Source organism: Oscillibacter sp. GMB15532 (assembly GCF_041020825.1).
Lineage (GTDB): Bacteria > Bacillota > Clostridia > Oscillospirales > Oscillospiraceae > Oscillibacter.
On sequence record NZ_JBEVTO010000001.1, the window covers coordinates 83,375 to 96,122 of the forward strand.

13 protein-coding genes are annotated in these 12,748 nt (G+C 50.0%); 2 read left to right on the forward strand and 11 right to left on the reverse strand.

The features are described 5' to 3' along the window. Window positions 1-21: 21 nt before the first annotated feature. The gene (locus ABVS15_RS00420) at window positions 22-231 is read right to left on the reverse strand and encodes a response regulator (protein ID WP_369281831.1); all 210 of its coding nucleotides are present in this window, start codon (window positions 229-231) and stop codon (window positions 22-24) included. 467 nt (window positions 232-698) lie between these two features. Between ABVS15_RS00420 and ABVS15_RS00425 the strand changes: the two genes are divergently transcribed. Both ABVS15_RS00425 and ABVS15_RS00430 read left to right on the forward strand, forming a co-directional pair. Then, window positions 699-1,400: a response regulator transcription factor gene (locus ABVS15_RS00425; protein ID WP_369281832.1), complete on the forward strand. Its 702-nt coding sequence runs from the start codon at window positions 699-701 to the stop codon at window positions 1,398-1,400. After that, on the forward strand, window positions 1,393-2,709 hold the full coding sequence (locus ABVS15_RS00430) for a histidine kinase dimerization/phospho-acceptor domain-containing protein (protein WP_369281833.1): 1,317 nt from the start codon (window positions 1,393-1,395) through the stop codon (window positions 2,707-2,709). The genes ABVS15_RS00425 and ABVS15_RS00430 overlap by 8 nt, the downstream gene beginning before the upstream one ends. Here ABVS15_RS00430 and ABVS15_RS00435 read toward each other — a convergent pair. From ABVS15_RS00435 to ABVS15_RS00480, 10 genes are all read right to left on the reverse strand, one after another. After that, window positions 2,706-3,323 (reverse strand): ABC transporter ATP-binding protein, encoded by a 618-nt coding sequence (locus ABVS15_RS00435; RefSeq protein WP_369281834.1) that lies wholly within the window; start codon window positions 3,321-3,323, stop codon window positions 2,706-2,708. The genes ABVS15_RS00430 and ABVS15_RS00435 overlap by 4 nt on opposite strands. Beyond that, complete coding sequence (locus ABVS15_RS00440; RefSeq protein WP_369281835.1) at window positions 3,313-4,245, reverse strand: ABC transporter ATP-binding protein; 933 nt, start codon at window positions 4,243-4,245, stop codon at window positions 3,313-3,315. The genes ABVS15_RS00435 and ABVS15_RS00440 overlap by 11 nt, the downstream gene beginning before the upstream one ends. A gap of 9 nt (window positions 4,246-4,254) precedes the next feature. Then, on the reverse strand, window positions 4,255-5,109 hold the full coding sequence (locus tag ABVS15_RS00445) for an ABC transporter permease (RefSeq protein WP_369281836.1): 855 nt from the start codon (window positions 5,107-5,109) through the stop codon (window positions 4,255-4,257). After that, window positions 5,099-6,088: an ABC transporter permease gene (locus tag ABVS15_RS00450; protein ID WP_369282194.1), complete on the reverse strand. Its 990-nt coding sequence runs from the start codon at window positions 6,086-6,088 to the stop codon at window positions 5,099-5,101. The genes ABVS15_RS00445 and ABVS15_RS00450 overlap by 11 nt, the downstream gene beginning before the upstream one ends. A 90-nt stretch (window positions 6,089-6,178) precedes the next feature. Beyond that, window positions 6,179-7,819, reverse strand: a complete 1,641-nt coding sequence (locus ABVS15_RS00455) for an ABC transporter substrate-binding protein (protein ID WP_369281837.1) — start codon at window positions 7,817-7,819, stop codon at window positions 6,179-6,181. Window positions 7,820-8,497: 678 nt separating this feature from the next. Beyond that, window positions 8,498-9,820: an acetyl-CoA hydrolase/transferase family protein gene (locus tag ABVS15_RS00460; RefSeq protein ID WP_369281838.1), complete on the reverse strand. Its 1,323-nt coding sequence runs from the start codon at window positions 9,818-9,820 to the stop codon at window positions 8,498-8,500. Window positions 9,821-9,960: 140 nt separating this feature from the next. Continuing rightward, entirely contained in the window at window positions 9,961-10,491 is a 531-nt protein-coding gene (locus ABVS15_RS00465; protein ID WP_369281839.1) for a 2-oxoacid:acceptor oxidoreductase family protein, read from the reverse strand. A 93-nt stretch (window positions 10,492-10,584) separates the two neighbouring features. Then, window positions 10,585-11,400, reverse strand: a complete 816-nt coding sequence (locus ABVS15_RS00470; RefSeq protein WP_369281840.1) for a thiamine pyrophosphate-dependent enzyme — start codon at window positions 11,398-11,400, stop codon at window positions 10,585-10,587. Window position 11,401: 1 nt separating this feature from the next. After that, window positions 11,402-12,544 carry a 2-oxoacid:acceptor oxidoreductase subunit alpha gene (locus ABVS15_RS00475; protein WP_369281841.1) on the reverse strand — a complete coding sequence of 381 codons (1,143 nt, stop codon included), beginning with the start codon at window positions 12,542-12,544 and terminating at the stop codon, window positions 11,402-11,404. Beyond that, window positions 12,541-12,744 (reverse strand): ferredoxin family protein, encoded by a 204-nt coding sequence (locus ABVS15_RS00480; RefSeq protein WP_369281842.1) that lies wholly within the window; start codon window positions 12,742-12,744, stop codon window positions 12,541-12,543. Before ABVS15_RS00480 ends, ABVS15_RS00475 begins: the two co-directional genes overlap by 4 nt. Window positions 12,745-12,748 lie beyond the last annotated feature (4 nt).

Here is a 12,748-nt window from a genome sequence, read left to right on the forward strand (position 1 = left end):
CTGTCAAAAATTAAGACTCCTTCAACCAATTCGTAAACTCCTGCAAGCTGATCTCCCCGGCATCATAATATCCAGTATAATCAAATCAATGTCATGGCATTGGTTCAGCAGATGGAGCGCGCTTTCCCCTCTGTCGGCTGCGATTACCGCATACCCTTCGTTGGTGCGAAGAACCTCAACAACCTCGCAAATATCCTCGCTGTCGTTCACAACCATGATTTTTGAATACATATACTCTCCATTGCCTTGTTTTATCTATAATACTATATTATAACGTTATACTTTATGGCAAGTAGGAAAGCAACCGTATCGGGAGTCTTCCTTGGATTTGAATTGTAAAATATTGCGAAATTGGACAACGTTTATTTTAATTTGTCTTCAAGAGAAAGTCTCCTCCTGGCAAAGACTCCATTGTCATATCAATACGCTGTATTTCCTCTGGCCATTGTGGTTTGCGGCATTTCTATCGCGGTGAAGGCGCTCCCTAAACAGGGCTTATGGTTTCCTTTTAAGTCGGGCTTACATTAAAAAAGCATCTATGATAGAATAAAGCCAGATGATCTTTGAATCGCTATTATAAAGCTTTTCTATTATCTATTAAAAGTTTATTGTTTGAGCTTAAATCTGCTATATATGCTACACGAAGAAATATACACATTGTTTGCTATACTTAATTGCCGGACGGGAGGCGGGATATAATGCAGCCATCAACTATTTTAATCGTAGATGATGATAAGGATATCTGTGAAGTAACAGCAGCCCTGCTGCAAAGCGAGGGGTATGCCACATTACAGGCCAACAACGGCGAAGCTGCGCTGGATATGCTTGAAAACAGCATCGATCTGATTATCTTGGACATCATGATGCCCGGAGATTCCGGTTTTGCTGTATGCGAAAAAATGCGCAGGGTTACGACTGCGCCTATCCTGTATTTAAGCGCAAAAAGCTTGCCCACAGATAAGGAAATCGCATTAAATTCCGGCGGGGACGATTACCTCACAAAGCCTTTTATCCCTGTTGAACTTTTAGCCAGAGTAAAGGCTATGCTTAGACGGTATCACATTTACTCCAAGAATCAGCAACGCGGCAAACTGAATGACGAATTCATTCAAATCGGCGGGCTGGCCGTACACCCAACTTCAGGAGAGGTTTTTTTAAATAATTCCCCCGTGTTTTTACGGCACAAAGAATACCAGCTCTTATCGCATCTCATCCAAAACAGAGGAAGCGTTTTTTCCGTACAATATCTTTATGAGGCGCTTTGGTCTGAACCATATCTTCCCTCGGCAAACAACACGGTGATGGTTCATATTCGGAATTTGAGGCAAAAAATCGAGACAGACCCTCAGCATCCTAAATATATTCTTACGGTCTGGGGGGAGGGCTATCAAATTGTTTAGACATAGACTAAGTTCAAAGCTGGCATTATGTACGCTGTCGGCATTTATCATTGCAGCCTTTATTTTTTCAGGCACACATTTTGTTGGTTCTGTCTGGATTGACCATAAATTTCAGGACGCCGCCTTCGCCGAGCGACAGCAGCAATCGGAGTTGCAAAACTTGCAGGAGCATATCAGCAGCTGCAAGGCGTCCGCTTTGGATTATCATCTTGTATCCAATTGGGTAAAAGAACGAGAGCTTACTTCTCTGTCCTTGTATTATGGAGAGCGTCTTATTTATGATTCTACGATCTCCTATCATGCGGGCAATTTATTGAGCGGACGGGTAACCGCGCCATTGCCATGGCAAAAAACATATCCCTTGCGATTCCGTGATGTTGAAGTAACCGCTGTGGTCAGCACATTTGCGCGCCATCGATTTGAGGATCAACTGAACTTCGTCTGTCTGGCAGTTTTTTTCTTCGTATTTCTGCTGATTATGCTTTGGTATATGCATAAAAAGGTTGTTTACATACACCGCCTCGCAAAAGAAATCCGCAATATGGAAGCCGGCAATCTTAACAATCCGATTACCCTCAGAGGAAACGATGAGCTTTCCGCTCTTGCGCAGGACGTCGATAAAATGCGACACGCCTTGCTTCGGCAAATGATCCTTTTTCAAAAGGCCCGCAAGGATCGCGACCAGTTTGCCGTGCATATGTCTCACGATTTACGCACACCCATCACCAGCCTGATCGGCTATCTGGACATTGTAAACCAAAAACGATACCCCGATCAGAGCATACAGGAGCAATACCTCCATAAAGCGGAGGAAAAAGCGCTCCAGCTAAAAAACCTTTCAGAAAATATGTTCAGCCATTTTATGGTGAGCATGGATGAAGCGCAATCAGATAATGCCTTTTGTGACAATGCTACTGTGGACTCATTGATTCAGGATGGCGTTTTTATGCTGGAGTCCCAACTGCTTCAAGCTGTGGTTGCAAAGGCCCCGCAAGAGGACGGGGTGTTTTTCGCCATTAAAAAAGCGTCATTACAACGCATACTGGATAATATCTTTTCAAATCTTTTAAAGTATGCCGATCCCACTTTTCCTATTGAAATAGAATTTAAAAAAACAGAACAAATGCTTACGCTGTCTTTTTCTAACCATACTCTGCAAAAAAACTCCGACACTGTTGCCAGCGCCGGAGTTGGTTTGAAAAGTGCCCGGGAAATCGCATCTCAAAGTGGAGGGATGCTGCAAATAACGAAAGAGGCTTCTTTGTTTCGGATCAACCTAAGCCTTTGCGTCATATCAGAGACATCTTAACGCTGCGCCGCATTGAGCGCAGGCAGATCAATGATGCGGGTACACACCTTTTGCGCCAATGCCTCGCTGTGTGTAACCACGATCATCCCCATTTGGCGCTCTTCTACAACCGACAGCACCAGCTGCCAGATCTGCGCCTGCGTAATGACATCCAGCATAGTGCTTATTTCATCAGCAAGTAAGAACCTGGTTTTCGGTCCCAAGATGCGGGCAATGCAAAAGCGCTGCATTTCGCCGCCGCTGAGCTCGTTTGGCCAGCGATCCAGCCATTGCTTTTCAATCCCTATTTTTTGAAAAAAGTTATCATCCGGCTTCCATGCTTCTTCTAAAATCTGACGCATCTTCCACCGCACATTAATTGCTTTTTCGGGGTGCTGATAGATCATCTGCACAGGGCAGTACCCTGTTGTGGGAAGCGGTTTTCCGTCAAATAGAATTTCGCCTTTGGTTGGCTGCAAATACCCTGCCAAAAGCTTGGACAGCGTGCTTTTTCCGTAACCGGACGGCCCAACCAACCCCACACGCTCTCCCTTACTCACGGTAAAACTCACGTCTTTCAATATCAATTCTTTTTTTGAGTAGCCAAAGCTTACGTTTTTCACCTCAAGTAGCATGCTTGCATCTCACCTCTCCTCCGCGCAGTTCACGCATTTCTATCGTGCCGGTGCATGCATCGGTACGGCATTGGCACCGCGGCGCAAAGGGGCAGCCGCTTGGCAGGCTACCCGCATAGGGCTGCAACCCGGGAATGGGAACGAAATCATTTTGCGGCAAAGCATCCCATAAGGCCTTCGTGTAGGGATGGCGCAGACAGTCCTTTCCCGCTATAAAATCCTCAACTGGCGCAACCTCAATGGTTGTACCCGCATAAAAAACCGCAATTTTATCAGCGATGCTCAAGGCCAAATCAATGTCGTGCGTAATCAGCATGACCCCATTCCCCTGATCGGCAATCTCGCGGAAATAGCGCATGGTTTCTTCCGCCACCTCCACGTTGAGCCCCGGGGTGGGTTCATCGGCTATAATCAGGTGTGCATCTGTCACAACCGCTGTGGATACCAATACCCGCCGCGCCATTCCCCCGGAAAGCTGAAAGGGATACTTCTGCGCTGTTTCAGGTGCAAGTCCAAAGCGCCGGAACACCTCCTGCTGCTGCTTTTCGGCCCCATGAATGCCGCTGACCTGCTTGCCAACGCGCATCATAGGATCTAAGTATCCCACCGACTGAGGAACCAGCGCGATTTTCTTTCCACGCAGCCTCCTTTGAAGCCGGGGCGTCAGCTCCTCGCCGCAATACTTCATAGAGCCTGCACATGAGCTGTTGCCTGGCAATATTCCCAGAATAGCGTGAGCAAGCAGGCTTTTTCCGCTGCCGGAGGACCCTACTACCGCTAAAATCTCGCCTGCGTGTATAGCTATATTCAGATTTGAAATGACCTTTAATTCCTTTTGATTCAGCCCCCGGTCATACATCCGAAAGCAAATCGATAAATCCTTAACCTCTAACACAGGAGGTTTTTCTTTTTTCTCCAACATATCCCCCTCCTATTCCTGTGCGCTGTATGGATCGATAATCGTTCGAAGGTTGTCCCCGATGGCGTCAAAAAGCAGTACAATTACCAAAAGCGCCGCGCCGGGCAGCACCGTCAGCCACCAAAATCCGGAGGTCAGATAACGCATGGATTCTGATAAGATGACACCCACCGCCGGCTCCTCCGGCGACAAGCCAAACCCCAGAAAGGTAATGGATGCCTCATGTAAAATAGCATGGGGGAACAATAGGATCAACCCGACAATATATTGCGGAATGACATGGGGGAGAATATGCCGCACCGCAATAAACAGGCGGCTTCGCCCCATTTTGCGGGATGCCTGTACAAATTGGCCGTTCTTGACAGACATAACCTCTGCGCGGACAATTCGGGCCAGATTGGGCCAGTGGCTGATTGCAATACCAACCATCACACCTTTCAGTCCTTTTCCCAGCATAAACGAAATTAGCATCAGCAAAATCAGGTGAGGAATCCCCTGCACCATATCAATCAGCCACAAAATCAGCTGATCAACCTTTTTGCCCATAACAGCGGAAAGCGTTCCCAGAATCACCGCAATCACAGAGCTGATGCCTGCGGCCAGCATTCCGATCAGAATACTGGTGGAAAGCCCCTTGACCGTGCGGGCAAGCATGTCCCTCCCCATCCAGTCCGTTCCAAAAAGATGCGCGAACGATGGCGCTTGATTCTTATTTTCAAAATTAGTGGCATAGGCATCAGGCGGCATCAGAAGTCCAGCCAACGCAACAGCAACCAAAATACCAATGGCAGCTATGATGATAACCAACGTCCATGTGCGCCGATTGATTAAGGGCCTTTTCTCTGTGGAGATCACTTTATTTGTCATGTGTGGCCTCCCTGATCTGTGGATCAATCACGGGGTAAAGCAGATTTGCGATCATATTGCCGCAAAACACAAATAATGCGCTAAACAATGCAATTCCCATCAGCAGTGGTGTATCGCCATGGGTGCCTGCCAAAACGGCAGCCTGTCCGATCCCGGTATAAGAAAACACATTTTCCGCCAACACCGATCCTCCAAACAACTCACTGATTGCCGCAAACTGCAAGGTGATCGCAGGCAGCAGAATATTGCGGAATCCATGGCGGCGTATGGCCTGCCACTTCCCTTCTCCCCGTGCCTGTGCAAACAGCATAAAATCACTTTCCATAATGTCAATCAGCTTCTGCCGGGTGTGCAATGCGATGCTGGAGACACCCGTAATCGATAACGTAACGGCTGGCAGTATCAAGTGATGCAGTCGCTCCCAAATGGTCACTTCGCTTGCCAGCTTACCGATCGGGGCTGCCAGCCCCAGCGGAAACCACCCCAATTTTACCGCAAACACCATCATTAGCAGCAGCCCAAGCCAAAATGCCGGGCTGGAGGACAGAAGCAGGCAAACCGCCTTAATTCCCTTGTCAACCAGTCTGTGCCGATAAGCCGCCGCAACGACACCCAGCAGGAATCCAAAAACTCCAGATAAAATCCATGCAACACCCATTAGCATAATGGATTGTGTGAAGCGCTCTCCAATCACCGCCGTTACTGGCTGCTGAAAATAATAGGACCGCCCCATGTCCCCCTTTGCCAACGCTTTCATCCAACTGACCAGCCGCCCGGCAGGAGGCTCATTTAGTCCCCAATACTCGGCAATTGCTTCTCTTTGCTCTTCACTGATTGCGCTCTCCGATCCGACATAGGCACTGATGGGATCGATGGGGGATGCGTTTGCCAGCAAGAACGTCACGATAACAACTGCAATCAATAGCGTTATCCCTCGTAAAAGGCTCTGTGCGATTATTTTAACTAAGCTTCTATTCATCTGGTTCACTGATTCTCCTTTCTTTCTGTAAAAAACGACCAAGCCTTTTATCCGGCCTGGCCGCTTTTTTACAGCGATTGAATGGCAGACTTATTTTACAGAGCCCCAGTCCATAATGTTGCCCAGCACTGCAAAGCCATGGTCATGCGGATGAATTTTCTGTTCCCCAATGCTGATTCCATCACGCACAAAGTACAAATGGCTGATGTTTGCAATGTAAATATAGGGCGCATCGCCAAGAATACTGCCGCCGGTGGTTCCATCCCACTGCGCCTTCTGCCAGTATTGGTTCGCTTCCTCCTGCGTGGTGGCGGCTATGGCCGCCTCCAGATACTGATCCACCGTTGCATTTTTATAGGCAACGATGTTATACCAGCCGCCTTTTGCTGCGTAGGCTCCATAAAGCGCATTGATGACAGGAGTCGGATTATAATCGCCGCCGCCCAGCATGAATGCATCCTTGTGCTTTCTCGGAGTACGGTCGGAAGAGGAAAGTCCTTCGGTAATTACGTTGATACCAAATGCTTTTGCCTGCTCACTGAACGCCATGGAGATGGATTGGCGGGTGGAATCGTCAGAGGCATAGATCAAACTAAATTCCGCTTTTTGCCCATCTTTTTCACGGATGCCATCCCCATCGGTGTCTACCCAGCCGGCCTCTTCTAAAATCTGCTTGGCCGCATCAACATTTCCGTCCGTCAAAATGACGTCCTTATTATCCCACGGCAGGCCTTGTGAAACTGTGTATGCAACATCGCCATAACCGTTCAGTACCGTATCAATAATCTTCTGACGATTGATGCCATTTGCCAAAGCTTTGCGAATGGCCAGATCACTGGTGACACTGTTTCCGACGGGATATCCTTCCTCGCTAGTTTCTCCCGGCTTTTGAACCGGAAGCGCGACGGTGCGGAAGTCATTGGTCTTGCAGTCAACCAGATTATAGCCGGTCATTCCTTTTACGGCAAGATTCTCTGAAATCTTTGCCACATCTACCTGACCGGCCTGCAAGGCGGCATATGCCGCGTCATCACTGAGGAACAGAAGTACAAGACGTTTAAAAGGCGGCTTTCCGCCATAATACTCTTCATTCGCCTCTACAATCAGTTGCTGTCCCTTATCCCACTGCACAAACTTGTAGGGGCCTGACCCAATAGGCGCCTGCGCATAAGTATCACTGTAAGCGTGTTCGGGGACAATGCCCAAAGCGGCTGTCTGATAGACAAAAATCGACATGGGCGACTTCATATGAAACACAACCGTTGTATCATCTGTTGCCTCAGCCTTGTCCAGCAGAGTAAGGTCAACGGTAGAAATGCCGTTTTCCTTTGTCTGATTGTAAGTAAATGCGACGTCCTTTGCAGTCAGCTTTACGCCATCATGAAAAAGAACATCATCCCGGATTTTATATGTCCAGGTCAGGCCGTCCTCGCTCACCTTGTAATCTGTGGCCAAATCATTTTTCAGCTGATTGTTGGTGTCCGTATCCAACAGCTTACTTTGAAACAGCGGTGTTCCGTGGCTTCCCCAGCCCTTGCAGGGGTCGTACCCCGATTCTTTTTCTCCACCGACTGCAACAACTACCTCGTCTTTTGCAGCTATATTTACAGCGGCAGAAGAACTCGAGGGCTGCGATGAGCTTGAAGGTGCCTGTGCTGAACACCCCGCCGCAAGTAGCAGGACGCTCATCAGCCCTGCCGCAAGACTTGCTTTACTCCATTGTGTTTTCATAAGAAATATATCTCCCTTTCCATGGTTGTGCGTGGTTAGCGAATTCTAACCTTGCTTCAAGATTATAGTCTGCTCTTATGTCAATCGCAATAGATGTTGAAGGGATTTCAGATTATTTAAGAATTGCAAAAAGGAGGTATTATAAAACTATCTTTCTATAAATAAGCCTCTTATTTTCAATATAAAATTCAGTGTGTCAGAAGAGTTGCCTGAGACAGGTTCCTTTGACGGACTGAATAAGGGCAAACTGAATACGGATTCAAAGAGCAATCGGTGTCGACAAGCGGCACCGATTGTTTTTTGATTAACTTATTCCAACTACAACTTCACCTTCCGCTCACTGAGCGAGTCAAGTTTCTCCAGTATCGCTTGTACTGCTCAATGGTAGCGTAAGTTGCTACGATCTCCTGCTGCGCTGTGAAGCTCATCCTGCCGCTTTTGTCAGCCGGGAGCGGAACCTGCACATTTACAATTATATAAAAATAGAGCTTAGTGAGCTCATCTGCGCCTCGGTCGCTCTTCCGTCCTTTGGTGAGCCGCGAAAAATCGGCTGTATGATGTATTTCAGGCATTGGATGTCTATCCCTTCTTGTTTTGGAAAAAGGACACCTCTGTCTCCGTTGATTGAGAATCGGTCGTTAGAGATAACTCGTCGTTTGGAAACGCGCATATTTTCGCTTATAAGAAATGTTCCTTGGCGTATTGGCTCAGCTCGGCGCGAAAATCCGGGTGGGCGATCTGTATCATCGCTTCTGCCCTCTCCCGCAGAGTGTGGCCGCTCAGGCAGGCCACGCCATACTCCGTGGCCACATACTGAATCAGCGTGCGGGGACCGCTGACCGTGCTGCCACCGCCGATAAACGGAACAATGTTGCTTTGCAGAGTGCCGTCCTTTTTCTTGTGGGTGGATGCCAGACAGACGAATCCCTTTCCACCTTTGGAACGGAATGCCCCCTCCAAAAAGTCCAGCTGTCCGCCAATGCCGCTGAGCTGGCGGGTACCGGCGGATTCCGCATTCTCCTGCCCCATCAGATCCAACTGCACGCCGCCGTTGATGCTAATGAAATTTGTATAGGCCCCCATTCGCTGGGGATTGTGAACATAATCCAGATCCGCCGGATAGAACAGCGCAGCGTCCTCTTGTATCCAGTCATACATCTCCTGACTGCCCATGCACAAGTTCCATGTGCTGCGGCCGGTATCCTGCTCCTTGCATCTGTTGGTCAGCTTTCCCGCCCGGTACATGGCAAGATAGGCGTCGCTGATGGTGCCGGTATGGCAGCCCAACTCTTTCAAATCGCTTTGCGCAATCAAATTGGCCACAGTGAAAGGAATACTGCCCACGCCCAGAGACAGGCAGGCCCCGTCCGGGATCTCGTTGACCACCAGCCGCGCAATCTGAATATCGGTAAGAGAAGGCTCCCGATACGTCCGCACGGGAATCGGATCGTGCTTCCCTTCTACGACGTAGTCCGCCTCAGACAGATGTACCCGGTGGCTTCCGTCCACGCCCTGCAAGGTGGGGAAATACTCGTTGATCTCAAAAATGACCGTCCGGGCAGCCTGAAAAATGGTGCGCCAAGCATAGTTTGAAAGGCCCAGCCCGCAGTATCCCTGCGCGTCCGGACGGGAAACGGGGACAAACGCCACATCGACCCGGATATGGCCGTTGCGATAGAGGACCGGCAAGTTTCGCAGCAAGGTCGGCATGAATTTTACAAGTCCCTGAGCCTGAAGCTTTCGCTCGTAATCGCCGATGTGCCAGCTGTAATATTGAAAGGCAGTCTGCTCCGGATCGCATTCCACCACCTCAATGCGCGGATGAATCACCAATCCGCCGCGAATTTTCACATTCCGCAGCTCCGCCTTTCGTGCTACCACCGCTTTGTCCATCAACTCTGGAAATCCGCCGCCAAAGCCATAATCAACCCAATCCCCGCACTGAACAACTTTGGCTGCCTGCTCCGGTGTTACAAACTTTTCTCTGTATTGGTTTATCATTGGTAATCCCCCCTAATTTTAATGGATTCGTACTCATTTGATGCACAATGCTCCGGGGCTATCGAATGTCTGTCCAACAGCCCCGGAGTATCAGGCATGTGCGGAGATAGATAAACGCGCGTCGGGAAAGCGGTTTTTATTTATGCAAGAGCAATGCCCGCGTCAAGTGCCTGAATGTTGATATCAACCACCTTGGGCTTTGCCGCAAAATACTCCCGGATTGCGGCGGCAACGCTGTCCCGCTCCAAAATGCCGGTGCGCTTTATGATGGCACCCAATGCGATGGTGTTGGACACGGCCATATTTCCAATTTCAATGCCCATATTTTTAAATGGATGCCCGATATGGATGCCTTTTGCGTCCTTTGTTGGCGTGACCATGTTCGTATCATAAAACAGCAGGGTGTTGTCAGTCAACTGATTGACATAGCGCTCATAAGCCACCTGCGCAAGGCACAGGATGACCCCCGGTGTTTCAACATTGGGATAACTGATAGGCTCGTCGCTGACAATAACTTCCGCTTTTGTGAACGTACCTCTCGTCTCGGAACCGTAAGAGGCCGCAAGGGTTGCATAGACGTGCTGATGGATGGAAGCAGCCTCGCCGATGATTTCTCCGGTGGAAATCAGACCCTGACCGCCTACACCGCTTAAAACAATCTGTGTTTTCATAGGATTGACCCGTTCCTTTCTGCGGTCCGGAGGCATGGGCTCTCCCGCCGCCCCCGCCGCTGTTGGTTTCTTAAAATGATGAAGGATAGCGGCTTACGCCTGCTTTACCAGCCGGTCTATAATCTGTTGATAACGGGTGTAGTAGTCCTCCCGGGGCTTATTCACCAGCACGCCAGTGAGGAATTTCCCCTCCAACTCCTTGGGCGTCATGGACGCGGCCTTCTCCACGGGAACGGTCATGTCATTGACCGCCTCCAGCATCTGCGCGGAATTGCCCATCTTGTTCAGCCGTCCATAGTGGGTGGGGCAAGTATCCATAATTTCAATCAGCGCAAAGCCCTTCGTCTGCATTCCCTGCTTGATCAGGCTTCGGATCTGCATGGGATTATAGGCTGTCGAGCGGGCCACAAAGGGAGCACCGGCCGCCTCCACCAGCTTGCAGATGTCAAAGCCGGGTTCCACGTGGCCGTAAACGGATGTGGCGGTGATACTGCCCCGGGGCGTCGTGGCGGAATACTGTCCGCCGGTTTGACCGTAGTTATAATTGTTGGCGATAATCGCGGTGAGGTTGATGTTCCGACGGGCGCAATGAATCAGATGGTTGCCGCCAATGGTAGATCCATCGCCGTCGCCCATGGTGACCAGCACATGTAAATTGGGATTTGCCAGCGCAACGCCCGTGGCGGCGGCCAGCGCGCGGCCGTGGGTCACGTGCATACAGTTGATATTCAGATAATCGTCCACACGGCCAAAGCAGCCGATGCCGCTGACCAAAGCGATTTCGTGCTTGTCCAGCTCCTGCTGGGCCAGTGCGCTGGCAATTGCCTGAAGAATAATTCCGTGTCCGCAGCCCCCGCACCAGGTATGAGGCAGCTTATCAAAAAGCATGTAATCCTTGTAATTCGCCATTTTAAAGCGCCTCCTTCAGAGCTAGGATAATCTGCTGAGGGGAAATAAGAATGCCGTCCACACGGTTGGCCTGAACAATTTTGCATCCGTAATCGTTCAGCTTGCGGATTTCTCCGGCAATCTGGCCCAGATTCAGCTCGGGAACCACCACGGTTGCGGCTGTGGAAAGAACCTTGCGAATCTCCTTTTCAGGCAGCGGCCACACGGTTTGCAGTTGAAGCAAGCCCACGTTTTCACCCTGCGCCCGCAGGCACTCCATCGCGCCCAGTGCACTCCTGACAGAACAGCCGTATGCGATAAGCACCGTCTTGGCTCCCTCCAGATGAAACGATCTTGTCATACAGATGTCATCGGCATTTTTTTCGATCTTGTCGCTGAGATAGTGCGTTACGCGGTGGATATTTTCGGGGGTGGGGCGGAATTCTCCCTTTTCATCATGGGTAGAACCGGTGGTGCGGGAAAGATATTTTTCAGAGCCAAAGGCGGCAAGAGGCGCAGGCATTGTGCCGGTATAGTCATATGGACGATAGTCTTCGGGTGCGGTGCCTTCTTCGGGCTGCCTGCGGTTTACAATCTCGGAGACACTGACCTTGCGAATGGTCACGGTTTCTCTCAAATGACCGATTGTCTCATCTGCCATCAGATAAACAGGTGTGCGATACTTTTCTGCAAAGTTAAACGCCCTGATCGTAAGGTCGAAGCATTCCTGAACAGAGGCGGGAGAGAGTGCGATGATGCTGTGGTCGCCATGTGCGCCCCAGCGCGCCTGCATCATGTCTCCCTGCGCGGGTTTTGTGGCCGCCCCCGTGGATGGGCCGCTGCGCTGCACATCGATAATGACGGCCGGAAGCTCGGACATAATTCCAAGCCCCAGATTTTCCTGCATCAGGGAAACACCTGGGCCGCTGGTCGCGGTATATGCCTTTTTCCCCGCCACAGAAGCACCCAGCAAGGCCGCCATTGAGCTGATTTCATCCTCCATCTGAATGTAAAGCCCGCCAACCTTTGGCAGCATTTGAGATGAATATTCTGCGATCTCGGAACTGGGAGAAATAGGATAGCCGGCATAAAACCGGGCGCCCGCGGCCAGTGCGCCCTCCACAATGGCGATATTTCCCTCAATAAACCTCTTTTCTTCTTTCATCCCTGCACAACCTCCACTTCAATTGCAAAGTCAGGGCAGCGCATTTCACACAGCTTGCAGCCGATGCAAGCCTCCGGATTGGCTGCCACGGGGCAGTGCCCTACCTCCTGCGTCAATACTTTTTGGGGGCAAAAGTAGACGCAGATACCGCACTGCTTACAGTTCTTTTCCCTGATTGTGATGTTGCCTTTTTTAGCCATACTG

Excerpts from the sequence above, each read along its gene's own strand:
- ABVS15_RS00450 (WP_369282194.1), bottom strand. The coding sequence starts at position 6,088 with ATGAATAGAAGCTTAGTTAAAATAATCGCACAGAGCCTTTTACGAGGG.
- ABVS15_RS00465 (WP_369281839.1), bottom strand. The coding sequence starts at position 10,491 with ATGAAAACACAGATTGTTTTAAGCGGTGTAGGCGGTCAGGGTCTGATT.
- ABVS15_RS00445 (WP_369281836.1), bottom strand. The coding sequence starts at position 5,109 with ATGACAAATAAAGTGATCTCCACAGAGAAAAGGCCCTTAATCAATCGG.
- ABVS15_RS00475 (WP_369281841.1), bottom strand. The coding sequence starts at position 12,544 with ATGAAAGAAGAAAAGAGGTTTATTGAGGGAAATATCGCCATTGTGGAG.
- ABVS15_RS00480 (WP_369281842.1), bottom strand. The coding sequence starts at position 12,744 with ATGGCTAAAAAAGGCAACATCACAATCAGGGAAAAGAACTGTAAGCAG.
- ABVS15_RS00470 (WP_369281840.1), bottom strand. The coding sequence starts at position 11,400 with ATGGCGAATTACAAGGATTACATGCTTTTTGATAAGCTGCCTCATACC.
- ABVS15_RS00420 (WP_369281831.1), bottom strand. The coding sequence starts at position 231 with ATGTATTCAAAAATCATGGTTGTGAACGACAGCGAGGATATTTGCGAG.
- ABVS15_RS00435 (WP_369281834.1), bottom strand. The coding sequence starts at position 3,323 with ATGCTACTTGAGGTGAAAAACGTAAGCTTTGGCTACTCAAAAAAAGAA.
- ABVS15_RS00425 (WP_369281832.1), top strand. The coding sequence starts at position 699 with ATGCAGCCATCAACTATTTTAATCGTAGATGATGATAAGGATATCTGT.
- ABVS15_RS00460 (WP_369281838.1), bottom strand. The coding sequence starts at position 9,820 with ATGATAAACCAATACAGAGAAAAGTTTGTAACACCGGAGCAGGCAGCC.
- ABVS15_RS00440 (WP_369281835.1), bottom strand. The coding sequence starts at position 4,245 with ATGTTGGAGAAAAAAGAAAAACCTCCTGTGTTAGAGGTTAAGGATTTA.
- ABVS15_RS00455 (WP_369281837.1), bottom strand. The coding sequence starts at position 7,819 with ATGAAAACACAATGGAGTAAAGCAAGTCTTGCGGCAGGGCTGATGAGC.